This is a genomic window from Algoriphagus iocasae (genome assembly GCF_014206875.1).
GTDB lineage: Bacteria > Bacteroidota > Bacteroidia > Cytophagales > Cyclobacteriaceae > Algoriphagus > Algoriphagus iocasae.
In genome coordinates this window covers 1,228,518-1,251,709 of sequence record NZ_JACIJO010000001.1, presented here as the reverse complement: position 1 = coordinate 1,251,709, position 23,192 = coordinate 1,228,518, and the positions used below count along the sequence as shown (strand labels likewise).

The window sequence follows — 23,192 nt, the reverse complement described above, 5'->3', positions numbered from 1 at the left end:
TTCTATGAAAATTTTGGTCCCTTTAGACTTTTCTGATAATTCCAAAAAAGCGCTAGACTTTGCTGTTTCCTTGGTATCAAAGAAAAGTGGAGAAATTATAGTATTACATGTGATAGAAGCTGTTTATGATTTTGCAGCACAAGCAGCCATTGTCATTGAGGGAATGCATCGGGATGCCGAATCCTATTTTCAGAAATTGATTAATTCATATGATCGTACAGGGATCAAATTTGATTTCATAATCAAAGATGGAACAGTTGCCATCATGACTTCAAAAACTGCTAAAGAAATCAATGCTGATTTATTAGTCATTGGAGCTCATGATTCAGTTGAATTAAATTTTTCCTTTTTGGGAAGAACTTCTACAGACATCATCAAATCTTCAGATAAACCGGTATTGCTAGTACCAGGAGATGCAGAAGTTAAAAACATAGAAAAAGTCACTCTTGCATTGGAATTTTCAGACCATGAAGAACCATTTATTGAATGGATCATTCGAGTGGGTCAAGTTTGGGGCTTAAAACTTGAATTCCTTCATATTGTCATCCAAGAACATTTTAATGAAAAATTGATGATGTTAGGTTTAGAAGCTTATGTACAAAAAAAGAATCCAGAATTGGAAACCAAACTAGAAACAATTCACTCTGATAATTTAATGAAAGGACTGGATGAGTATTTAAGCAAGAATGAAAACACCATACTTGTGATGTGCCACCATCATAAAAACTTCTGGGAAGAAATCCTGACTCGAAGTAAAAGTATTCAGATGGCTAATCACACGCATGTACCACTTCTAATAATGAACTGATTACTTACTGATCAATTCCTCAAAATCATCTCGGATATAGATTTTATTGCGACCAAGTTCGATCCACTTTTTCTTTTCCAATTGTTTTAACAACCTAGAAATCACTTCTCGGGATGTTCCTAGTTCATTTGCGATTTCCTGATGAGTAGTCTGGAGTTCATTGGCTTTATACTGCTTCATCTTAGTGACAATATATTGCATCAGACGCTGGTCCATACGTTTGAATGCTACTGCATCTAATGCCACCAACATTTCTTGAAAACGGCTTTGATACGTATTAGAAACAAAATCCTTCCACTGCTTGAATTCATTACTCCATTGCTCATGAACAGCGATAGGGATTCCGATTAGTGTCGTCTCTTCCTCGACAATTGCTTTTATTTCACTAGGCTTGGAAGCGCTACAGCAAGTCAAAGAAAGAGCACAGGTTTCTCCTGCATCCAAATAATAAAGAAACAACTCCTTGCCCTCTTCATCCATCCTCAAAATCTTAATTGAACCCTCCAATACGATGGGCACCATTTTGATATATTGACCCGGTTCCATTAATATTTTACCCGGTTCCAAATGAATTATTTGACCCTTTTCCAAAATAGCTTGAAGCAATTTTGGATCCGTAAAATTTGGTAAATATTCTTTTAGCTCTTCCTGATTCATAGTTTACAAAAAGTCAAATTTAGTCAAGTCTGCCATGGGCAAAGGTGATATTAATCACATTTCCTTTAGAATTTACCCTATTTCAAAAAAAACTCCCAGAAAATCCCGGGAGTTTTAAAAACATTCCTAACAAGTTGGACAACATACAATTGGTCCTTTGGTCAATGGAGAGGTCCTCAGAATCTTAAAAAGGCCTAATCTCCTACTCAGTGGTCTTATTTCTGCAGCCGTGTGTGTTTCGGCTCTTTTGGCTTTTAGTCTTTCGGATACTCTTTAGGGTTCAAGTTGACACTCCCAGACGTGGGATTGACAATTACCGGTTTGAATTAAATTTGCTGATGTAGTTGATTTATTTACCTCAATCGTTTCAGATTAGAGTTATCTTCCGATAAGCAATTTTTGACTTTTTAATTCCTAGATCGCTTGAAAAACTTTTTTTCAATAGGTGATAAAAGTCACCTTTTACGTCATCTGACCTCCCTATTTTTATGCTAATCAATTCGGTAAACCATGAACCATTATCAAATAGTAATTATAGGTGGAGGAACTGCGGGTATCACAGTAGCTGCACAGTTAAAAAGGAAAGACAAGTCTCTTTCTATGGCAATAGTGGAACCATCGGAGAAACACTATTATCAACCCGCTTGGACTTTAGTAGGTGCAGGAACCTATAATTTCAAAGACACCGAAAGAAATGAGGCAGACTACATCCCTGAGGGAGTTGATTGGATCAAGGATTATGCAACAGATATCAATCCTATGAACAATTCAATAGAAACAAAAACTTCAGGAAAAATCACATATGATTATTTGGTCGTTGCACCAGGTTTGGTCATGGAACCAAGCTTACTTCCAGGATTGCCTGAGGCGATGGAAAAAGGGGTTGTCTGTAGCAATTATACAGACCCAGAATACACTTGGGAAATGCTTCAAAAGTTTAAAGGAGGGAATGCTGTTTTCACCCAGCCAACCACTCCGATTAAATGTGGAGGTGCGCCACAGAAAATCATGTATTTGGCAGAAGAGTATTTCAGAAAGTCAGGAGTACGAAATGACACCAATGTGATTTTTGCTACACCGGGAACAGTTATTTTCGGTGTTCCAGACTTTGCAAAGACGCTCAATAAAATTATCCATGATAGGGATATCATTTTCAAGCCATTTTATGCTCCAGTCAGAATAGACCCGGATAAAAAGGAGATCTACTTTAAATATTCAAAACCTGGAGAAAACGGATGTGTTATCACAGAAGGAAATAAGATCGGTGAAGAAATTATCGGTGATTCTGAAATAAAAATATCTTTTGATTTTCTTCATTTAGCCCCACCTCAGGCAGCTCCCAAGTTTATCCGAGATTCTATCGTCTCTATTCAAGAAGGTGCCAATAAAGGATGGATTGATGTGGATATTCATACACTTCAACATAAAAGATTCCCAAACATCTTTTCTCTTGGCGACGTAGCTGCTTTGCCAACAGCAAAAACTGGAGCTGCAATTAGAAAACAAGCACCGGTTTTAGTAGAAAATCTGTTGAAAATAATTCACAGCAACCATATCGGTTCAGCATCATACAATGGCTATTCTTCCTGCCCACTTGTAACTGGTTATTCGAAAATGGTTTTGGCGGAATTCAAATATGACAATATCAGAGATTCAGATCCGCTTATTTCCAAATTTGTGGACACCACAAAAGAACAATATTCGATGTGGTTATTAAAAAAATATGGCCTACCCTTCATGTATTGGAATCTGATGCTAAAAGGTAAAGCTTAACGCGGAGCCGGTCTTTTATAGACCGGTTTTTTTATTTTCTAACCTTCCAAATCATCAGTATGCTTTTTATCTAAAGGAAGGTCGAATTGTGATTTCTATCCTTTACTTTTCAATTTCACGAGCAGATTCCTTTTTAATTCTCTATGAGTAAAAAATATTTACCACTTCTATTTCTATTGGTTTTAACATTTAATCAGGCCTATTCTCAGGTTTTGACGGTATATGAACAAGACTCAAATTTACCCTTGCCTGGAGTGTTGGTTTTTGGAAATGAACCCTATCTGAGTGCAATTACCAACGGAAAAGGACAGGTAAATCTTGAACTATTCTCCAAGCAGGCAGAAATACATTTTCAATTGCTCGGTTTTGAATCTTCCTCTTACTCGATGGAAGAATTGAAAAATAAAGAGTATCGTGTAATCCTAAGTCCTGGGATGATTCAGATGGATCAGGCAATCGTCACTGGTAGTCGATGGAGACAAAGCAATCAGGATATTCCGGGTAAAATCACAGTTTTGAATAAAGATTTATTTCAACTCAGATCTCCAGCAAATACCGCGGACTGGCTTGGAAGTAATGGAGATGTTTTTATACAAAAAAGCCAACAAGGTGGTGGAAGTCCTATGATCCGCGGTTTCTCCGCCAATCGCCTGCTCTATGCAGTGGACGGAGTCCGAATTAATACGGCTATTTTCAGAGGAGGAAATCTACATAATGTGATTTCATTAGATCCTTTGGCTTTGCAAAACACAGAAGTACTTTTTGGCCCAGGTTCTGTCATGTTTGGGAGTGATGCTTTGGGTGGAGTGATGGCTTTTGAAACCTTGAAACCCAATTTCTCTGACTCAGGCTTTGCAGTAAATGGAACTGCATTAACGCGTTTTGCTACGGCTAACAATGAAAAAACTTTCCATGGAGATATCACTTTTGCAAATGAACGATGGGCTTTCCTGAGTAGCATTTCCCATTTCGATTATGGGGATTTAAAAATGGGTAGCAATGGCCCAGATGATTATTTGAGACCTTGGTATGTGATCCCTTCTGTATATGGAGATGAAGTATTGGTCAATCCTGATCCAAAAGTCCAAAAATCAAGTGGTTATTCTCAGCTAAATCTGATGCAGAAAATCAGATTTAAACCAAGCAATAAAACGGATTGGGAATACGGGTTTCATTATTCAAAATCGACTGATATTCCACGATATGATCGATTGATAGAGGGAAGCTTCGAAAAGCCAAAATTTGCAGAATGGAATTATGGCCCACAAATATGGCTCATGAATCAAGTGACTTTCAATCAATTGGGAAATGGGAAGTGGTACGACCAAATGAGTATAAAAATCGCTCAGCAACATTTTGAAGAAAGTCGTTTGGATAGACGTTTTAATAATTCCAACCGTTTCGACAGGGTTGAAACAGTGGATGCATTCTCAATTAATGCCGATTGGGTTAAAAATATCAACCAGGAAAGCTTCCTAAGTTATGGTGTTGAATCGGTTTACAATGGAGTTATTTCCACCGGATCACAGGTAAATATTCAGACCAATGAAGAAGGAGCAGCTTCTGCGAGGTATCCAAAATCTGACTGGGTTTCTTTGGCATTTTATAGTACCTACCACGCCCATTTATCCGAAAAGCTAAAGCTTCAAACCGGGCTTCGTTACAACCAAATTTGGCTATCAGCTGACTTTAGTTCTAATGAAGAATTTTTTCCATTACCTTATCAAAACACCACCAATAACAATGGAGCACTTACCGGTTCTTTTGGGTTGATTTATAGCCCTGAAGATTCTTGGACTATTTCTCCTCAACTTTCGACAGGTTTCAGAGCCCCAAATGTGGATGACTTGGGTAAATTTTTCGATTCAGAACCGGGAGCTGTTATCGTACCAAATCCTTCTCTAAAACCTGAATATGTTTACAATGCTGAGATAAACATCAATAAGCATTGGGGAAATTTCTTGAAAATTGATGCTTCTGCATATTACACGCTGATGGACAATGCGATGGTCAGAAGGCCATTTACGCTAAATGGTCAGGACAGTATTCCCTATGAAGGGGTTCCGAGTAAAGTATTAGCCATCCAAAATGCTGCTTCTGCAACAGTATATGGGATACAGGCGGGATTAGAGTGGTCTCCAGCACAAAATTGGCTTCTTTATTCAAAAATCAATTGGCAAAAAGGCCAGGAAGAATTGGACGATGAAATGACCAGCCCAACCCGGCATGCTGCTCCCCTATTTGGCTTGACAAGGCTTACCTATTCTAAGAAAAGAGTAAAACTTGAGTTGAGCAGTATATATAACGGAGAAGTCTCATTCGAAAATATGCCTGTAGATGAAAAAGGAAAACCACATTTATATGCGAAAGATGAGAATGGCAATCCTTATTCTCCTTCATGGATTACTTTTAATATTCAAGGTACCTACAAACTTGCGAAGTTTTTAGATGCGATGGTCGGTCTTGAAAATATCGGAGACAAAAGGTATAGACCCTACAGCTCAGGGATGGCTGCAGCAGGCAGAAACTTTAATTTTTCTTTGAAAGCTTCCTTTTAAATGAATAAATTAAACTAATAATTTATTCAGCAACACTTAGAAGTGTATGAAAGCGAATCTTAAAAGATTAATAGGCACGTGTTTTATTTATGCCTTTATGATGGTTATTCCATTTTCATGCAATGTGGATTTGCTTTGTAATAATTCTTGTGGTTGTGACCCTTTACCCCAAGCCTCTCCTTTTGAAGTAAAATCTTTAGCTGCTGCGACTTATGACATTACTGGCAAAGAAGTCACCTCTGATGATTTTTTCCCTTACGATCAAGTATACAAGCAAATCAGTATTAAGGATTATCAATTCATCACTCAGATTGAACCCACTCCGTTAACTGGAAGCATTCCAGGAGTTGCATATGCATGTTCCATTGCTCCGCCTTCATCTGTAAATAGTTTGATAGGAATTACTATTTACAATTTAAAAGAGGTGGAATTGGGTGATGGTACTATTCTAAAAATAGGAGATAAATTGAATGATTTTTTTGAAATCAATTCAATTTATGATAATTCGAGTCGCTCAATTGATGATTTTTTTATGGAGCCCCAACTTATTTTTCTAGATGAGAAGCTCAGATTATTTTTCACAAAAGATCCTGAAAAGGAAACAGTTATAGAATTCAGCATTCAATTTTTATTTGAGAAAAATCAGGAATTGGTCATAAAAAGTACCCTCTTGAAAATATCATGATAAATCAGTTCTGAAAAACTGACAAAAATCTTATTTATTTTTCTTTAGATTCATTCCAAATAATCCTATTTTTGCGGGAAGGGTTATCACCCATATAAGCCTATGCATATTACCGCTGATACCATGCCTGCCTCAAAATCTGCCATCATCCGGGAGATAGCGGCATCGCCACTTAAAATCAATTTGATGGAATTGGGATTTCTTCCTGGTAAAACCATCACATTAAATCACGCAGCTCCTATGGGAGGCCCTATGGCTTTCCTGATGGATGAAACTCTTTTGGCACTCAGAAAATCTGAAGCTGCCTTGATCGAGGTGCAATTGCTTTAAATTTTCATGTCTGAGTCTACCGTCCGAACTCCTAAAATAGCTCTCATTGGCAATCCCAATGTGGGAAAATCCACGATTTTCAACCAATTAACCGGCCTGAACCAAAAGATCGGCAATTACCCTGGAGTAACTGTGGACAAGAAAACCGGATGGATGAACTATGAAGGTTCAACTTATGAAATCCTGGATCTTCCAGGAACATACAGTTTGTACCCAAACTCAGAGGATGAAATAATTGCCCACCGGGTATTAAATCATATTGACAAGGAAAAACGACCTGACTATGTCTTGATGGTCATCGATTCCTGCCAATTATCCAGAGGATTATTTTTAGCCACTCAACTCATTGATCTGGGTGTGAGATTAGCAATTGTCTTAAATATGGCCGATTTGGCCGCTAAAAAGAATATTGAAATACGGAATTACGAGATTTATAAATCTCTTGGAGTTCCGATTCTGAGTACAGATGCTCGTGGGTTCAAGGGATTGGAACAAATCAAATCTTTGATTCATGAAAAGAATTTCAGTATTGATTCCAGTTACCTGAATATCTCTGAAATCATCCCTCAATCACTTCTTCAACCGATCAGAGAAAAGTTTGATTTAAGAAATGATTACAGGGCATATCAAATGCTTCGGTTTGGGCCAAAAGACCGATCAATTGATCCAGAAGACAGATTATGGATCCAATCCTTGATCACTTCTCAAAATTTTGATCTGGAAAGTGCCCAATTGGAAGAAACTACGATCCGTTATCGAAAAATCACTTCGCTGGTAGAATCTTGTGTAGTTAAAAAGGAAGCCAAAAAACCTTCCTCCGCTTTGGACAAAATCTTCCTTCATCCAGTATGGGGATATGTGGTTTTTCTAAGCATTTTGTTATTGATCTTCCAGACAATTTTCACTTGGGCTTCTGTTCCGATGGACCTGATCGACGGGCTTTTTGCTGAAATCTCTGGCTGGGTCAATGATGTTTTACCAGCTGGACCATTAACCAGTTTAATCTCAGAGGGAATCGTCCCGGGTATTGGAGGTGTGGTGATTTTCATTCCACAAATTGCCATGCTCTTTGGATTTTTAGCTATTCTGGAGGATACCGGATACATGTCTCGAGTGGTATTCTTGATGGATCGATGGATGCGTCCATTTGGTCTCCATGGCAAAAGTATTGTCCCTCTTGTTTCAGGTGTGGCTTGTGCTATTCCAGGGGTAATGGCCGCTAGAAATATTGGAAACTGGAAGGAGAAAATCATCACCATTTTGGTAACTCCATTGATGAGCTGCTCGGCCAGATTACCGGTCTATGTCATTCTCATAGGGTTGGTTGTACCAAATACCGATTATGGAATTATCAACTTGCAGGCATTGACCCTTTTAGGCCTTTATCTATTGGGAATCATAGGCGTTTTATTTACTGCCTTGCTTTTGAAATTTATCTTGAAATCTGAGGAAAAAAGCTTCTTAATGGTAGAATTACCTACCTATAGAACACCGAGGTGGAAAGATGTGGTTTTGACCATGTACAGCAAATCCAAAACTTTTGTAATGGAAGCTGGTAAAGTGATTTTAGCGATTTCTGTGGTTTTATGGGTTTTAGCAAGTTATGGTCCTCCGTCTCGAATGGAGCAAATCCGACAGGAAGGTGAAGAAAAATTAGCCTTAGCACCAGAAGATGAGCAAGATGCCGTTAAAGCAGAAACTTCTTCTTTATTGCTGGAAAACTCATTTATCGGTATCATGGGTCGGGGAATTGAGCCAGTTATTAAACCGCTAGGTTACGACTGGAAAATAGGAATCGCACTGATTACTTCCTTTGCAGCAAGAGAAGTCTTTGTTTCCACCATTGCCACAATTTATAGTATCGGAGCAGATGTGGAGGATGAATTAACAATCCGCCAAAAACTGGATCAACAAATCAATCCTGCAACAGGTGAAAAAGTGTTTAATAAAGCGACTGCATTCTCTTTGATGGTATTCTATGTCTTTGCCATGCAGTGTATGAGTACAGTTGCAGTAGTTTATCGGGAAACTAAAGGGTGGAAATGGCCGTTAATTCAAACAGTATACATGACGGCTTTGGCATATTTTGCAGCCTTATTAACCTATAATATATTCTCTTAAAGATGGTACAAGAAATCCTAGTTGGCGTTTTAGTTTTGGGAGCTTTGGTTTATCTGGTAAGAAAATACACAGGTAAAACTAAGACAGAACCGGGATGCGATAAGTGTGCGAAAAACTAATCTAAGAGCTAATTAGCCCTATTTATCGGATTTTTTGATACTTTTAAACTCATGGGCAAAATAGCCAGTCAGAGTCTACAAACTGCATTATTTTCTTATCTGGGAGTTGTCATAGGTTATTTCAATGTCCTTTGGTTATTTCCTTATGCACTCGAAGCTTCACAGTTAGGTACTTTTCGTACCATTCAGGATTTAGGATTACTTTTTGTTCCTTTTGCCCAGCTGGGTTTAGGCCATGGTATTACCCGCTATTTTCCCAAGTTAGAATACAATCAATCCGCGTTTTTGAGTTTTAGTATGTTGTTGGCTTTTGGAGGATTCCTTTTGGTTGGCAGCATTTTCCTTCTTCTCAAAGAACAGATCATCGGACTCTTTGCAGTCAATTCCCCTGAGGTAATTGATTTTCTTCAAGTCGTTTTACTGATTACTTTCTTTTCACTATTGAGTAGTATTCTGGATGCCTATGCACGATCCTACTTAAAGATTGCTGTTCCTACCTTTTTCAGAGAGGTTTTCCTACGGCTTCTTACAGGTATTCTTGTAGGGACATATTTCTTAGGATGGATTCCATTTAATCTAGTAATGAATGGCCTAGTTATCGTTTATGGCATTGCAGCTTTAGGCGTTTTGGTTTATCTGCTATGGCTTGGTGTATTAAAGCTTGATTTCAGATGGAGCAATTTCCCTGTCGGCTTTAGAAGCTCTTTCCTCAAGTTCAGCTTAATCACTTTTTTGGCAACTGCCGCATCAACTTTGATCATGAAAATCGATAGTATCATGGTGAGTTCGATGGTCAGTTTAGAAGCAAATGCCATTTACACCATCGCGTTTAGCATGGCTTTGGTCATTGAATTACCAAGAAGAGCTATTTCTCAGGTAGTAATGCCTGTAATCGCCGATCATTTTACTAAAGGAAACCTTACTGAAATCAATAAGCTTTATAAGCAGGTTTCCAACAGGCAGCTTTTTATCTGTTTACTGCTATTTATTGGAATCTGGGCAAATATTGACAACCTCTATTATATGATTCCCAATAAAGGAATCTATGAAGCCGGAAAATATGTCGTTTTTCTAATTGGCTTGGGAAAGCTGTTTGACGTGCTGTTTTCTGTCAATAGCGAGGTTTTGGTTTTCTCCAACTATTACAGGTTCAATCTCCTTGCTACAATTTTAATGAGCATGTTGATTGTCGCCCTTAATTACTGGCTGATACCGATTTATGGAATTGAAGGAGCTGCTTTAGCTTCTGCAATGGTGATGCTTCTTTTTAATATAGTGAAGTATTCTTTTCTAAAAATCAAATTAAACTTTAATCCATTTTCGATAGAGACATTGAGGATTTTGGCAGTTGGGATAGCTACTTATGCCCCTTTCTATTTCTTCCAATTGGAGCAAAATCCAATCATCAACATTGTAATCACATCATTTGGAATATTGTTGCTGTATGTTTTTTGGTCAAAAATTTTAGGTGCGGGAAGAGAAGAGTGGTATTGGATTAAGGAAAGGCTAAAAAGTAAAAAGTCCGGATCTTAGAGTGTTACAAACCTCCTAGTAGACAAGATTTGAGCTGCCTTGAGACCGCAAACTTCCACTGTTATCCTGCCAAATGAATGACGAGGTCCCAAATTCTCAATTGCTTGAGGTCGGGATGAGGCCTGTTTTTGGAGAGGGCTTCACTCGGTGATTTTGTTAATTGTGAAGTTTGAACATGTCGAAGACCCGGACTGGTACAAATATACGGGATAAATAGAAGTAGGTTGAACCGAATCCGAGATAATTCTCAAAACATTGACGAATGGTATTTATTTATCTCAATAATTTTCTAAAATTACTCTTGATAAATGACAGGATTTAAAGGAGTTAGAATTAAACCTAAAAAGATTTTAAAAAAAGAAAAATGAAAATTTTCGAAATATAATTTTATCAAATCTCCTAAAAATCCTTCGAATCCAATTAAATTTGCACTTTCAAACCTCAGTGGAACACTATGTATTTGATTAAAAAGCTAATCGTTTGTTTAGACCAAAGTCCATTAGACCAAACATTGGTACAATACGCAGAATTTATAGCTAGAGTCAATCAGACAAAAAAAATATATTTTGTCAATGTCATCAAAAACTTGACTGTTCCTAAAGAAGTATTGGAGGAATTCCCAAATCTCGTTGAGAATATGATCAACGAGAGAAAAGAATCCATGGAGGAAACCGTGAAGGAGAACTTTAAAAACACAAAAGGAATTTCTCTCAACTATGTGGTTAAAGAAGGTTCTCTTTCAAAAAAGATCCTGAAATTATCTGAAGAAAAATCTGCCGATATGATCCTGATAGGCAGAAAAGTAACTCTGCCTGGAACAGGCGTTGCCTCTTTGAGATTGGCTAGAAGAGCAAGTTGCTCACTTTTAATCGTACCTGAAGGCACACTTCCGAAATTGACCAAACTCTTGGTGCCAAGTGACTTTTCTGAATATTCAAAAGATGCACTGGAAGAGGCAATCATGATTGCAGAGAAACATGGTCGTTCTAATATTGAAATTGTCTGCCAAAATGTATTTTCAGTACCTTCTGGATATCATTTCACCGGTAAAAGCTACGAGGAATTCACGCAGATCATGCAGCTTCATGCTGAGATCAATTACAAGAAATTCATCCGTAAGATTGACCTAAAAGGAATCAAGATCACTCCTATTTATACCAAAGATGATGATGATGATCCAGTAGAAGAAATCGTCTCAAAAGCCCTCGAAATAAATGCAGATGGGATCATCATTGGTGCCAAAGGTAGAACTGCTGCCACTGCCCTATTTATCGGAAGTATGGCAGAGAGATTAATCCAATACAATGATAGTTTGCCACTTTTGGTTACTCGCCCAAAGGGGAAAAACGCTGGCATTTTGGATTACATTCTAGAAATCTAAATTTCTTTCTTTCAGCACGATTGATGCTTTCTTACTAATATTCAAAGGATTAGAAAGAAGGATTAATTTGATCTTTGATCTTAAAAAACTATTTTTTCTTTCCCGACTAAACCTAAGTCGTTTGAAAGGGTCTAAAATCAATAATGAAAGACAGAGATCAGGAAATCCTACGTTTGATTCAGAACCCTCACAGTAGGGAAATGGGTTTTAGGCAGCTGATCCAAGAGTACCAAAAGAAGGTTTATCATGTCATCAGAAGAATGGTTTTGATCCATGAAGATGCAGATGACCTGACCCAAAACACTTTCATAAAAGCGTTTCATCATATTGAAAAATTCCAAGGACAATCTAGTCTGTTTACTTGGCTTTACAGAATTGCTACGAATGAAACTTTGACCTTTCTGGAAAAGAAGAAAAAGCGATTCTTTTTTTCCATGGATGATTACCAGGAAAAACTTGAATCCTATCTAAGTCAACCGGGACATTTCGATGGCGATCAAATCCAACTGAAATTACAAAAAGCCATGCTCGCCTTACCGGAAAAGCAACGCCTTGTTTTCCAGCTTAAAAATCAGGAGGATTTAAGTTACGAACAGATTTCAGAAATAACTGGAACAAGTATTGGTGCATTGAAGGCAAGTTTTCATCATGCATCAAAAAAAATTGAACATCATATTTTGGAAGAATAAACCATTCCTGCAATTTTCAGTCTAACTAATACCATGCAAAACTTACCAAAAATAAAAGATCTGAAATCACCCGAAGGCTACTTCGATAAGTTGCCTGATCAGATCATGGCAAAGACGCAAAAAAAGGAAAGCTATCCATGGGTTAAATGGGCTGCTTCCATCGCGCTCTTTGTCAGTATTGGGATCTGGCAATGGAATAATTATGATTCAACTTCTGAGGCACTAATGCTGGATCAGGAAATTGACCTATACATTGACAGCCAATACTGGACTGCCGAGGATATTCTGAATATGTCAGAAAATCCAGAAGAAATCTTAAATGAAATTATTCAGGATGAAAACCCATTTATTGAAGAAGAATCATCCGATCAAGAAGAAATTTGGTATTAATATGAAAAAATACGCAATCACCTTATTCCTATCACTGCTGGTGGGTGTTGCTTTTGCCCAAAGACCCGGCGAAAGATATGACCCAGAAAAGCTCAAAGCAGCTAAAGTGGCATTTATAACAACTCGATTGGATTTAAATTCTGATCAAGCAGAGAAATTCTGGCCCATCTACAATGAATTCAGTGATAAAAGAGAAGCTATGATCCGTGAAATGGCAGAAGTCAACCGAAGACAGGACCAACCGCTTTCCGAATCTGAAGCACAATCCAGGATCAACAAGAGATTTGAATTACAACAAAAGTTATTAGATGAAGAGAAAAAGTTTGTTGCAAATGTTTCTAAAGTCATCAACTACAATCAAATCTTTTTACTCAACGGACTTTCCCGTGATTTTGCCCGGCAAATTTACCAACGGCAAAGAAGAGATAAATAAAAAAGCGGCTAAGGCCGCTTTTTTATTAGTTATCCTTTTTTAACAAATCTCTGATTTCTTCAAGCAGGACTTCTGATTTAGGTGGAGCCGGAGGAGGTGCAGGGGCTGCTTCCTCTTTCTTTTTAGTGCTGTTAATAGCTTTCACAGCAAGAAAAATCACAAAGGCAATGATGGTAAAATCAACTATGTTTTGGATAAAAGAGCCGTAGTTCAATGTCACTGCTTCAGTTACTACTTCACCAGCATCATTTAAAACTGCTTCTTTTAAAACTACCACTAAGTTTTTAAAGTCAACTCCTCCAATCATCAATCCGATTGGCGGCATGACGATATCATTCACGAAAGAAGAGACTATTTTACCAAATGCGCCACCGATTATGACAGCTACTGCCAAATCGACGACATTGCCTTTGACGGCAAACTCTTTAAATTCTTTTAGCATTCCCATAAATGAAAGGTTAATGGTTTATAATTATCCTGAAGATTTTAATATTTTTTTTCACAAACAAGGATAAAATAAAAATACAAGTTACTTTTTTGATTTTGACACCTTCATTTTTGAGGTTGATGTATTCCAAAATTGAACCGAAGCCTATGATTTTTCATTAACATTGCAGCACAGTAAATCAAGATATGAAACCTCCTATAGCACATAAAAAGCCCGAAATATTAGAAACCCATGGGCATCAGCGAATTGACAATTATTTCTGGATGCGAGACCGGGAAAATCCAGAAGTTATTGATTACCTCAATCAAGAAAATGCTTACTTAAAAGATCAACTTAAACATACTGAAGCATTTCAGGACAAACTTTTTGAAGAATTAAAAGGCCGGATCAAAGAAGATGATCAAAGTGTCCCCTATTTCAAATCAGGATACTTTTGGTATGCCCGATTTGAAAAAGGAGCTGAATACCCGATTTATTGCAGAAAGCCAGAATCTTTGGATAATGCTGAGGAAGTAATTTTGGATGTGAATGTGCTTGCTGAAGGAAAAAGCTATTACAATGTTGGCGCAACTTCCACTTCTCCAAATCAAAATATTCTGGCATTTGCAGCAGATGAAGTGGGAAGAAGGATTTATACCATTTTCTTTAAAAACTTGGAAACAGGCAAGATCTTATCTGAAAGCATCCCCAACGTGACCGGAAATCTTGCTTGGGCAGCAGACAATCAAACTATTTTTTATTCAAAACAAGATCCAGAAACCTTACGAGCTGATAAGATTTTCAAGCATCAATTGGGAACACCTAACGAAAATGATCTTTTAATTTTTGAAGAAAAAGATGAGGAATTCTCTTGTCATGTGGTTAAGACCAAATCTGAAGAATACCTATTTATTCATTCTGAGAGTACCATTTCATCAGAAATAAGATTCTTAAAAGCTGATTCACCAGACAGTGAATTCCAGCTTCTTCAAGCAAGAATCCCCCATTTGGAATACGCAGCCGATCATTATGGCGATCACTTTTGGATCCGAACAAATGATAATGCCCAAAACTTTAAAGTTGTAAAAGCTCCTATCGCCGCCCCAGGAAAAGAAAATTGGGAAGATGTAATACCTCATCGACCTACCGTGTTACTGGAAGACTTCGATTTGTTTTCCAGCTTTCTGGTGACGCAAGAGAGAAGCAATGGCCTTGTTCAGATTTTGATAAAACCTTGGGATGGAAGTGAAGGACACCAACTGGAATTTGATGATGAAACCTATACTGCTTGGATCAGCACCAATCCCGAGTTTAATACAGAAATTTTAAGATTTGGATACAATTCCCTCGTTTCTCCTTCAAGCGTTTTTGATTATCACATGTCTTTAAAAACCAGAATCCTTCTTAAACAACAGGAAGTTGTCGGTGGATATGATCAATCACTTTATAACTCTGCAAGAATCTGGGCAAAAGCAAATGATGGGGTGATGGTGCCAATTTCATTGGTGTACAAAGAGGAATTGTTCCATCCAGATGGAAATAATCCTTTGTTGTTATATGCCTATGGTTCCTATGGATTCAGCATGGAGGCCTATTTTTCATCTAGTCGCTTGAGTCTTTTGGATAGAGGATTTGTATTCGCTATTGCTCATATCCGCGGAGGTGAAGATATGGGGAGGCATTGGTATGAGGATGGTAAGATGCTGAAGAAGAAAAACACTTTTACTGATTTCATTGCTTGTGCAGAGCATTTGATTTCAGAAAAATATACTTCAACCCCTCATCTGTATGCCATGGGTGGAAGTGCTGGTGGGTTATTGATGGGAGCTGTCATGAATTTAAGACCTGATTTATTTCATGGATTGATTGCCAGTGTTCCATTCGTAGATGTAGTCTCCACCATGCTGGATGAGAGTATTCCATTGACAACAGGAGAGTTTCAAGAATGGGGAAATCCTAAAGACAAGGAATATTACGATTACATGCTCTCCTACTCTCCTTATGACAATGTTGAGGCCAAAAATTACCCGAATTTGTTGGTGACTTCTGGACTTCATGATAGCCAGGTTCAGTATTGGGAGCCTACCAAATGGGTTGCTAAACTTCGTGAGTTGAAAACTGACCAAAACTTATTACTACTTCATACAAATATGGAAGCAGGACATGGTGGAGCGTCTGGAAGGTTTAATGCTCTAAAGGAATTAGCGATGGAATACACCTTCCTTTTCCATTTAGAAAACCTTCTTTCTAAGGAGTCTTAATCGAGATTTCAGAAAGAAACTGGAATAGCTTCAATATTTCACGTTTTATTAATTTCGTCAAAGTTGGGAAAAAGGATTTTTTTCTAACTTTGACCTCAAACCTATTAAATCCATTACATGAAAATCGCCCTAATAGCCCATGATGGAAAAAAAGCCGACATGGTACATTTTTTAAGCCAATTTCGAGACATTCTCGAAAAAGTGGATGTGGATCTAGTAGCCACGGGGACCACAGGTTCCCACATCGAAAAATCCGGTTTTGAAGTGGATAAACTACTATCCGGACCTCTAGGAGGCGATGCTCAAATCGCTGCGATGGCTGCCCAAAAAGAATTGGATATGGTCATCTTTTTCAGAGATCCTTTGGACAAGCATCCACATGAACCTGACGTTCAGATGCTAATGAGAATTTGTGATGTGCACAATATTCCATTGGCAACCAACCCTGCTTCCGCAGCTTTAATGTTTAAAAGCCTATAATTCAAACCTAAATGGAACCTAAGACTATAAAGAAAATTGGTGTTTTAACTTCGGGAGGTGACTCTCCTGGTATGAATGCCGCCATACGTGCTGCTGTGAGAGCAGGATTTTATTATAATCTGGAAATGTTTGGTATCTATCGTGGATACGAAGGAATGATCCAGGATGACATCAAAAGACTTGATTCTAAAAATATCGCTCATGTTTTAGAAAGAGGTGGTACTTTTTTAAAGTCGGCTAGAAGTACGGAATTTAAAACTCCAGAAGGTCGAAAAAAGGCCTATGAGAATTTAAAATCCCATGGCATTGATGCTTTGGTAGTTATTGGAGGAGATGGTTCTTTGACTGGAGCGCATTTGTTCTTCCAGGAATTTGGTATCCCTTCTATTGGTCTACCTGGGACAATTGATAACGATTTGTCTGGAACAGACTCAACAATTGGTTTTGACACTGCATGTAATACAGCCATCGAAGCAATCGATAAGATCAGAGATACCGCAACTTCTCATGATAGATTATTCTTTGTAGAAGTGATGGGCAGGGATGCTGGATTTATCGCAATCAATGCTGGAATCGGAAGTGCTGCTGCAGCTATTTTGATTCCTGAGAAGAAAATGCCAATTGAGCATTTGGTGGAAAAATTGAAGATTAGATCTAAAGCAAAGAAATCCTCTAACATTGTGATTGTTGCCGAAGGTGGAAAAAGTGGCGGAGCTGGAGAAATTGCTGAGAAAGTGAAAAAATTCCTTCCTTCTTACGATATCAAAGTGACCATCCTTGGCCATTTGCAGCGAGGAGGCGCACCTTCTTCTTTTGATAGGCTGTTGGCATCAAAACTTGGTGTAGCCGCTGTAGAAGGCTTATTGCAAGGGAAGTACGATGTGATGGCAGGATTGATCAATAACAAAGTGGTCTATACTCCTATCAAGAAAGCAATCGTCGATGATAAATCAGTTGACGAAGAAGATTTTAGAATTGCAAAAATTCTATCTACATAAAAAAAGGCTCCTAAGGAGCCTTTTTTATTGCATATAAACGATTGAGGAGTTTTTGCCTAGTGTCAATTTCTGATTTTTTATGGTGACTTCACCCAATTCATAGATTGAGTTAATTTCCTGAGGTAAGTCTATTGAGACCGGTGTTTCACCGACATGATGGATCACAAATATTTCTTGTTCTCCCTGTTTTCTAGAAAATACCATTAAGGTTTTATCGTAATCAGTTTCTGGTAATTCAAGGGAACCAATTGCCAAAGCTGGATAACTGCTTCTCAAGTGGATTAATTCTTTGTAATGATTGAAATAGCTGGATGGATCATCTTTTTGAAGAGCTAATGGAGTAACAGTTTTATCTGTTGAATAAACAGGATCGATCCATGTAGCGCGTCCATTGTCTTTCTCTTTGACATCCCATAAAAATGGCTCACGGATTTGTTCATCTGGCTTAAGACCCAACATCCCTATTTCTTCTCCATAGTAAATATAAGGAGCACCAGGCATGGTCATCAAGATAGCACTCGCTTGTTTGTATTTCTCTGGATCAGATCCCAACTCATTCAGCAATCGTGGTTGGTCATGATTTGAAGAGATGGTAGCATCGATGAAATCTGTTGTGATATTTTCATAAAAATCAATGACTTCTTTTTCTTTATTCACCAAAAGCATCCCGTCCTTTTTATTCAAGGACTCAATCAATGTATAATGGAAATCAAAATTGAATAAGGCAGGTAAACCAGGTAAAAATGGCGCCACTACTTCTTTCTTATCATAAACTTCTCCCACCAAATAAATATCGGGCTTGATCTTGGTCATTTCAGTTCTGAAATCTTTCCAAAATTCATGATTATCCACTGCCCTTTCATCCGGGTAAATGTGTTTTGCCGCATCTAATCGAAACCCATCAACTCCTATCTCTTCCAACCAAAATCTTCCGATATCAAAAATCTCTTCCCGAACTTTAGGATTATCAAAATTCAAGTCAGGCATTCCTCCATAGAAAAACCCATAATAAAAATCCTCTCCTTCTCCCGGATCATGCCATTGACGGATATTATCAGAGTCTAAAGTGACCTTCTTTTTCTCGATATATTGTGCAATGGTATCTTTTTGAGCCCAAACATAATAGTCTCGAAAAGGATTATCTCTCCCCTTTTTTGATTCTAGAAACCAAGGATGTTCGCTACTAGTATGGTTGATGATTAAATCGATAACAATTTTTATATCCTTCTTATGAGCTTCAGCCAAAAGATTTTTGAAATCATCCATCGTACCATAGTCGGGATGAATGGCTTTATAATCCGTCACATCATATTTATGGTAACTCGGTGAGGGCATGATTGGCATCAGCCAAATTGCATTGGCACCCAAATCACTAACATAATCCAATTTTTCGGTTACGCCATTCATGTCGCCAATTCCATCTCCATCAGAATCGTAAAAAGATTGGACAAAAATCTCATAGGTGACACCACCATTCGGCCAATAATTTTCTTCAACGATTTTCTCCTGCTTTTCGCAGGCAGTAGAAATAGCAAGTCCCATGAGTAAGGGAAGGATTTTGGGTTTATTCATCTTTTATTTTGGCTAAAAAAAAGTCACTTTCTAGGAAAGTGACTCTTAAAATTTCAACTAATAATTAGTTTCTATTAACCGCATTAAGCATTTCAAATGCTACTTCTAATCGCTTAACGAAGTTTTCTTCGCCTTTACGCAACCAGTTTCTTGGATCATAGAATTTCTTGTTAGGACTATCAGGACCTTCTGGATTACCCAATTGAGTCTGAAGATATCCTTCGTTTTTCTTGTAGTTATTCAAAACACCTTCCCAGAATGCCCACTGCATATCAGTATCGATGTTCATCTTGATAGAACCATAGCTATTCGCTTCTCTGATTTCCTCTACAGTAGATCCAGACCCACCGTGGAATACGAAATTCAATGGCTTACCAGTAGTTCCATATTTTTCATTGATGAAATCCTGAGAATTCTTCAAGATAATTGGCTTCAAGCTCACATTTCCTGGCTTATATACACCATGAACATTACCGAAAGCTGCCGCAATCGTGAATAGATCACCAATTTGCTTCAAATGCTCGTATGCATAGGCTACTTCCTCAGGCTGAGTATAAAGCTTAGAAGAATCAACATCAGAGTTATCTACACCATCTTCTTCTCCTCCAGTTACTCCCAATTCGATTTCGATAGCCATGTCCAGCTTTTCGAATTCTTTGAAATAGCTACAGGAGATTTCAACATTCTCTTCTAATGGCTCTTCAGAAAGATCCAACATATGAGAGCTATATAAAGGTCTTTTATGGGTAGCATAATATGCTTTTCCAGCTTCCAAAAGTCCGTCAATCCAAGGCAACAATTTTTTTGCAGCATGGTCAGTATGCAAAATAACTGGTACTCCATAGGCCTCAGCCATTAAATGCACGTGATGCGCTCCTGAAATACCACCAACTATACTAGCTTGCTGCTTGTCGTTTGGTAAAGATTTCCCTGCGAAAAACTGCGCTCCACCATTTGAGAATTGAATAATTACAGGAGAGTTTAATTTCTTAGCTGTTTCCAAAACTGCATTCACAGAGTTGGTGTTGATCACATTCACTGCTGGCATTGCAAACTCATTCTCTTTTGCATAAGCATAAAGATCTCTAAGCTCCTCACCGTATTTTACTCCAGGTTTAAATTTCATAGGTAAATTAGATTTGTTTAATTCTTGATGAAACGCTTCCGTAGCGCTCTTTTCGTGTCGAATGCTTCAAAGATATAAATCCCTGCTTTAATATCGGTAACATCTAATTCTAAAATTTCTCTCCCAGACTGACTCATCCCCTCTTCTAAAACCCTGCCTGTCATGTCAATTATTCTATAATATGTTCCTGTCATTTCTATTGGTAAGGTTACTTTTAATTGACCTTCTGTAGGAACAGGATATATTTTTAAGTCAGATTTTGGGACAGTTTCTTTTGGAACGGCGGTAATAAAATCTTCCTGGACGATACTTGTTGCAGGTTTTTCCAACTTCTGATCAGTGAAAATATAAAATTCGCTTGAGCGCAAATTAAAGCTGACAGAAGGACCATTCACGGTGAGTTCCTCTCCGGTAAAATAATTATACCAGGTTCCGGTTTTTGGAAACGAAAGGTTCACATTTCCTGAATTAGAAAGACCAAAATTCCCGTGGATAACCACATCCATTTCCTGACTTTCTAGAATGATTGACTTGACGGCACCACTTAGATTTAAAGTTGTTTTTTCTGGATCATTAAAAACTTGATGCTCTGACTTCAGCTTGATCATTTCCTGATACAGCTGAAACAACCGATATCTCTGAGGATTGTCTAAATAATTCCATTTCGTGGGTTTGATTCCAAGTCGGTCATTATTTAATTCCTGATCATACCCAAATTCCCCAAACTGCCAGATCATTTTAGGACCTGGAATTCCAAAATAAAATGCTGTCAATAACTGATTCCTATTCACTGCGTTTTCCAGCTGACGCAAATTTATTGGTGAAGTCATGCCAAAATTTACAGTTTCCCACATCACTCGTTCCTCATCATGACTTTCCTGATAAGCAACTAAATTTGGATTTTGCCATCCCCTAGTTCCGTAATATGCCCAATTGAAATCTTTATTCTGACCTTTCGCCATTTCACGGAAATCAAAATTCATATTTCCCCAAAACATCAAGCCGTAATCTGCCAATTCCTTCTCCTCTGTATTGTCTGCCAAATGCTCTAAAATCACATAAGCATCTGGATGATTTTTCTTGATTCGGTCGTAGATATGTTTCCATATTTTGATTCGAGAAGCATCATATTGTGACCACTTTCCAACATCGGAACCAGAAACTACTTGGGTAAACCCTTTACTTAAATCGAAGCGAAATCCATCAATTTTATATTCTGTTAACCAGTAATTATTCACTGAATCGACAAAGGCCTGTGTGTATTTACTTTCATGGTTAAAGTCATACCCCACATTAAAAGGGTGAGTTGCATTTCTGTTGAACCAAGGATTATCTGCTGTAGGAGCTCCGAAATCGCCATCATTGTAAAGCCTAACCATGGGGTTCTGGCCAAAAGCATGGTTGAGAACCATATCCATGATAATCGCGATTCCCCTACCATGAGCTTCATCGATCAATTGCTTGAGCTCATTTTTTGTCCCATAATATTTATCTGGAGCAAAGAAAAAGGAAGGGTTATATCCCCATGAAAGGTTTCCCTCAAACTCTCCTACTGGCATCAATTCAATAGCATTGACACCTAATTCTTCAAGATAATCAAGCCTTTCAATGACAGATTTATAAGATCTTCTATCATCAAAATCTCTTACGAGCAATTCATAAATAACTAAATCTTCAGGTTTTGGCTTTTCGAACGAAGTGTTTCTCCAAGAATACTCCTCTTGTGCTGTTTGCAAATAGGTAGCCTGAAACTGGGTTTTTCCAAAAGGATAAGGTTTTAGACCTTGGTAACGACCTTGATTGATAATTTCCTGATCATAATCAGGGTCTGATGTCTTGTCTGCATAGGGATCACCTATTCGGATTTCCCCATCAATTAAATATTGAAAAACATATTCTTGAGTAGGCGTCAAATCTGAAATTTTCAACCAAAAAATCTCCCCATCCGGCGTTCTGTTCATTTGATAATTCGGACTTTTCACCCAATCATTAAAATCTCCAATCACATGGGCGATTTTCTTTCCTGGTGCATTTAATGCCAAAATCACCTCTGTATCAGAAACATAATTGATCCCAAGTTTTGCTCCTGAAGGAAGTGGAGAAACATTGGATGGAGAAAAAACTTCAATAGATACACTTTCGGTATCTTCTTCATCTCCACTTTTTGCGATAGCTTCCAAAGTAAATACACCTGCCTGAGATGCGAGAAATGAATAGGAAAGAGAATTTACGCCTGTCTGATTAGCAACCTGAATCCCATCTAATTCAAAGGAAATATCACCGGAACTAGCACTTATTTCCGCTTTAAACTCAAAACTTTCCCCAACTTCCAAAGAAACAGATTGGCTAGCTGGAGAGGTAAAAACAACTTGAAAACCTTGGGATAAATTGACAAAAATATCTCCTCCTGTCGTACTTTTCCCTTCTTTGGAACCATCAGCGTTTCTGAAAACCAATCCCAGTCTATAAATGGTTAAGCCATTGGGGTTATCAAAAAATGAATTAGGGGTCAACTCATAAGAATACAAGTTTGGCTCCCCTTCAACCTTTGTCATTTTGGCTTTGGCATCGGCCGTCCCCCAATCAAATGGAACGATAGACCATGTCGTAGACTCAGGTCCCTCAGTTACGGCTCCTACATGAATATATACATCACATCCACAATCTTTTAGCCCCGCCGTACCTTTTGATGCATCATAAATGATGGTTACTTTTTCGGCTGCATTTGGCACAGAAGGCTCGGTTGTCACTTGAGCCAAGGCCCCAAAAGACCAAAGGAAAAGTAAGAAGGAGACTAAAAATGAGTTTTTGAATTTCATGGGATGTAAGATAGAGATACCGGCTCGGAGAA

19 protein-coding genes are annotated in these 23,192 nt (G+C 38.0%); 14 read left to right on the top strand and 5 right to left on the bottom strand.

What is annotated here, in order from left to right:
- The first annotated feature begins 4 nt into the window (after nucleotides 1–4).
- Nucleotides 5–808 carry a universal stress protein gene (locus tag FHS59_RS05475; RefSeq protein ID WP_184493746.1) on the top strand — a complete coding sequence of 268 codons (804 nt, stop codon included), beginning with the start codon at nucleotides 5–7 and terminating at the stop codon, nucleotides 806–808.
- On the opposite strand, the gene FHS59_RS05470 is transcribed toward FHS59_RS05475, so the two are convergent.
- Nucleotides 809–1,465: a Crp/Fnr family transcriptional regulator gene (locus FHS59_RS05470; protein WP_184493744.1), complete on the bottom strand. Its 657-nt coding sequence runs from the start codon at nucleotides 1,463–1,465 to the stop codon at nucleotides 809–811.
- Between the two features lie 510 nt (nucleotides 1,466–1,975).
- On the opposite strand from FHS59_RS05470, the gene FHS59_RS05465 reads away from it, so the two are divergent.
- The 10 genes from FHS59_RS05465 (at nucleotide 1,976) to FHS59_RS05420 (ending at nucleotide 13,477) form a co-directional block, all read left to right on the top strand.
- A complete protein-coding gene (locus FHS59_RS05465; RefSeq protein ID WP_184493742.1) occupies nucleotides 1,976–3,238 on the top strand; it encodes an NAD(P)/FAD-dependent oxidoreductase in 1,263 nt (420 codons plus the stop codon).
- A gap of 143 nt (nucleotides 3,239–3,381) precedes the next feature.
- Nucleotides 3,382–5,796, top strand: a complete 2,415-nt coding sequence (locus tag FHS59_RS05460; RefSeq protein WP_184493740.1) for a TonB-dependent receptor — start codon at nucleotides 3,382–3,384, stop codon at nucleotides 5,794–5,796.
- Between the two features lie 46 nt (nucleotides 5,797–5,842).
- On the top strand, nucleotides 5,843–6,481 hold the full coding sequence (locus FHS59_RS05455; protein WP_184493738.1) for a hypothetical protein: 639 nt from the start codon (nucleotides 5,843–5,845) through the stop codon (nucleotides 6,479–6,481).
- 102 nt (nucleotides 6,482–6,583) lie between these two features.
- A complete protein-coding gene (locus tag FHS59_RS05450) occupies nucleotides 6,584–6,811 on the top strand; it encodes a FeoA family protein (RefSeq protein ID WP_184493736.1) in 228 nt (75 codons plus the stop codon).
- Between the two features lie 6 nt (nucleotides 6,812–6,817).
- A complete protein-coding gene (gene feoB / locus FHS59_RS05445) occupies nucleotides 6,818–8,932 on the top strand; it encodes a ferrous iron transport protein B (RefSeq protein ID WP_184493734.1) in 2,115 nt (704 codons plus the stop codon).
- 170 nt (nucleotides 8,933–9,102) lie between these two features.
- A complete protein-coding gene (locus tag FHS59_RS05440) occupies nucleotides 9,103–10,584 on the top strand; it encodes a lipopolysaccharide biosynthesis protein (protein WP_184493732.1) in 1,482 nt (493 codons plus the stop codon).
- Nucleotides 10,585–11,038: 454 nt separating this feature from the next.
- The gene (locus tag FHS59_RS05435) at nucleotides 11,039–11,965 is read left to right on the top strand and encodes a universal stress protein (RefSeq protein ID WP_184493730.1); all 927 of its coding nucleotides are present in this window, start codon (nucleotides 11,039–11,041) and stop codon (nucleotides 11,963–11,965) included.
- 140 nt (nucleotides 11,966–12,105) lie between these two features.
- Nucleotides 12,106–12,654, top strand: coding sequence for an RNA polymerase sigma factor (locus tag FHS59_RS05430; protein WP_184494505.1), 549 nt, complete (start codon nucleotides 12,106–12,108; stop codon nucleotides 12,652–12,654).
- A 33-nt stretch (nucleotides 12,655–12,687) separates the two neighbouring features.
- Nucleotides 12,688–13,044 carry a hypothetical protein gene (locus FHS59_RS05425; protein WP_184493728.1) on the top strand — a complete coding sequence of 119 codons (357 nt, stop codon included), beginning with the start codon at nucleotides 12,688–12,690 and terminating at the stop codon, nucleotides 13,042–13,044.
- Between the two features lies 1 nt (nucleotide 13,045).
- Nucleotides 13,046–13,477, top strand: a complete 432-nt coding sequence (locus tag FHS59_RS05420; RefSeq protein WP_184493726.1) for a Spy/CpxP family protein refolding chaperone — start codon at nucleotides 13,046–13,048, stop codon at nucleotides 13,475–13,477.
- A 25-nt stretch (nucleotides 13,478–13,502) separates the two neighbouring features.
- Here FHS59_RS05420 and mscL read toward each other — a convergent pair whose 3' ends face one another.
- Complete coding sequence (mscL, locus tag FHS59_RS05415) at nucleotides 13,503–13,925, bottom strand: large-conductance mechanosensitive channel protein MscL (protein WP_221444441.1); 423 nt, start codon at nucleotides 13,923–13,925, stop codon at nucleotides 13,503–13,505.
- Between the two features lie 185 nt (nucleotides 13,926–14,110).
- On the opposite strand from mscL, the gene FHS59_RS05410 reads away from it, so the two are divergent.
- From FHS59_RS05410 to pfkA, 3 genes are all read left to right on the top strand, one after another.
- Complete coding sequence (locus tag FHS59_RS05410; protein WP_184493724.1) at nucleotides 14,111–16,165, top strand: S9 family peptidase; 2,055 nt, start codon at nucleotides 14,111–14,113, stop codon at nucleotides 16,163–16,165.
- 117 nt (nucleotides 16,166–16,282) lie between these two features.
- Nucleotides 16,283–16,645, top strand: coding sequence for a methylglyoxal synthase (locus FHS59_RS05405; RefSeq protein WP_184493722.1), 363 nt, complete (start codon nucleotides 16,283–16,285; stop codon nucleotides 16,643–16,645).
- 11 nt (nucleotides 16,646–16,656) lie between these two features.
- Nucleotides 16,657–17,643 carry a 6-phosphofructokinase gene (pfkA, locus tag FHS59_RS05400; RefSeq protein WP_184493720.1) on the top strand — a complete coding sequence of 329 codons (987 nt, stop codon included), beginning with the start codon at nucleotides 16,657–16,659 and terminating at the stop codon, nucleotides 17,641–17,643.
- A 24-nt stretch (nucleotides 17,644–17,667) separates the two neighbouring features.
- On the opposite strand, the gene FHS59_RS05395 is transcribed toward pfkA, so the two are convergent.
- From FHS59_RS05395 to FHS59_RS05385, 3 genes are all read right to left on the bottom strand, one after another.
- A complete protein-coding gene (locus tag FHS59_RS05395) occupies nucleotides 17,668–19,215 on the bottom strand; it encodes an alpha-amylase family glycosyl hydrolase (protein WP_184493718.1) in 1,548 nt (515 codons plus the stop codon).
- Nucleotides 19,216–19,279: 64 nt separating this feature from the next.
- Nucleotides 19,280–20,341, bottom strand: a complete 1,062-nt coding sequence (gene fbaA, locus FHS59_RS05390; protein WP_184493716.1) for a class II fructose-bisphosphate aldolase — start codon at nucleotides 20,339–20,341, stop codon at nucleotides 19,280–19,282.
- 17 nt (nucleotides 20,342–20,358) lie between these two features.
- Complete coding sequence (locus tag FHS59_RS05385) at nucleotides 20,359–23,160, bottom strand: alpha-amylase family glycosyl hydrolase (RefSeq protein WP_184493714.1); 2,802 nt, start codon at nucleotides 23,158–23,160, stop codon at nucleotides 20,359–20,361.
- Between the last annotated feature and the right edge of the window lie 32 nt (nucleotides 23,161–23,192).

Excerpts from the sequence above, each read along its gene's own strand:
- FHS59_RS05475 (WP_184493746.1), top strand. The coding sequence starts at position 5 with ATGAAAATTTTGGTCCCTTTAGACTTTTCTGATAATTCCAAAAAAGCG.
- FHS59_RS05470 (WP_184493744.1), bottom strand. The coding sequence starts at position 1,465 with ATGAATCAGGAAGAGCTAAAAGAATATTTACCAAATTTTACGGATCCA.
- FHS59_RS05465 (WP_184493742.1), top strand. The coding sequence starts at position 1,976 with ATGAACCATTATCAAATAGTAATTATAGGTGGAGGAACTGCGGGTATC.
- FHS59_RS05460 (WP_184493740.1), top strand. The coding sequence starts at position 3,382 with ATGAGTAAAAAATATTTACCACTTCTATTTCTATTGGTTTTAACATTT.
- FHS59_RS05455 (WP_184493738.1), top strand. The coding sequence starts at position 5,843 with ATGAAAGCGAATCTTAAAAGATTAATAGGCACGTGTTTTATTTATGCC.
- FHS59_RS05450 (WP_184493736.1), top strand. The coding sequence starts at position 6,584 with ATGCATATTACCGCTGATACCATGCCTGCCTCAAAATCTGCCATCATC.
- feoB (WP_184493734.1), top strand. The coding sequence starts at position 6,818 with ATGTCTGAGTCTACCGTCCGAACTCCTAAAATAGCTCTCATTGGCAAT.
- FHS59_RS05440 (WP_184493732.1), top strand. The coding sequence starts at position 9,103 with ATGGGCAAAATAGCCAGTCAGAGTCTACAAACTGCATTATTTTCTTAT.
- FHS59_RS05435 (WP_184493730.1), top strand. The coding sequence starts at position 11,039 with ATGTATTTGATTAAAAAGCTAATCGTTTGTTTAGACCAAAGTCCATTA.
- FHS59_RS05425 (WP_184493728.1), top strand. The coding sequence starts at position 12,688 with ATGCAAAACTTACCAAAAATAAAAGATCTGAAATCACCCGAAGGCTAC.
- FHS59_RS05420 (WP_184493726.1), top strand. The coding sequence starts at position 13,046 with ATGAAAAAATACGCAATCACCTTATTCCTATCACTGCTGGTGGGTGTT.
- mscL (WP_221444441.1), bottom strand. The coding sequence starts at position 13,925 with ATGGGAATGCTAAAAGAATTTAAAGAGTTTGCCGTCAAAGGCAATGTC.
- FHS59_RS05410 (WP_184493724.1), top strand. The coding sequence starts at position 14,111 with ATGAAACCTCCTATAGCACATAAAAAGCCCGAAATATTAGAAACCCAT.
- FHS59_RS05405 (WP_184493722.1), top strand. The coding sequence starts at position 16,283 with ATGAAAATCGCCCTAATAGCCCATGATGGAAAAAAAGCCGACATGGTA.
- pfkA (WP_184493720.1), top strand. The coding sequence starts at position 16,657 with ATGGAACCTAAGACTATAAAGAAAATTGGTGTTTTAACTTCGGGAGGT.
- FHS59_RS05395 (WP_184493718.1), bottom strand. The coding sequence starts at position 19,215 with ATGAATAAACCCAAAATCCTTCCCTTACTCATGGGACTTGCTATTTCT.
- fbaA (WP_184493716.1), bottom strand. The coding sequence starts at position 20,341 with ATGAAATTTAAACCTGGAGTAAAATACGGTGAGGAGCTTAGAGATCTT.
- FHS59_RS05385 (WP_184493714.1), bottom strand. The coding sequence starts at position 23,160 with ATGAAATTCAAAAACTCATTTTTAGTCTCCTTCTTACTTTTCCTTTGG.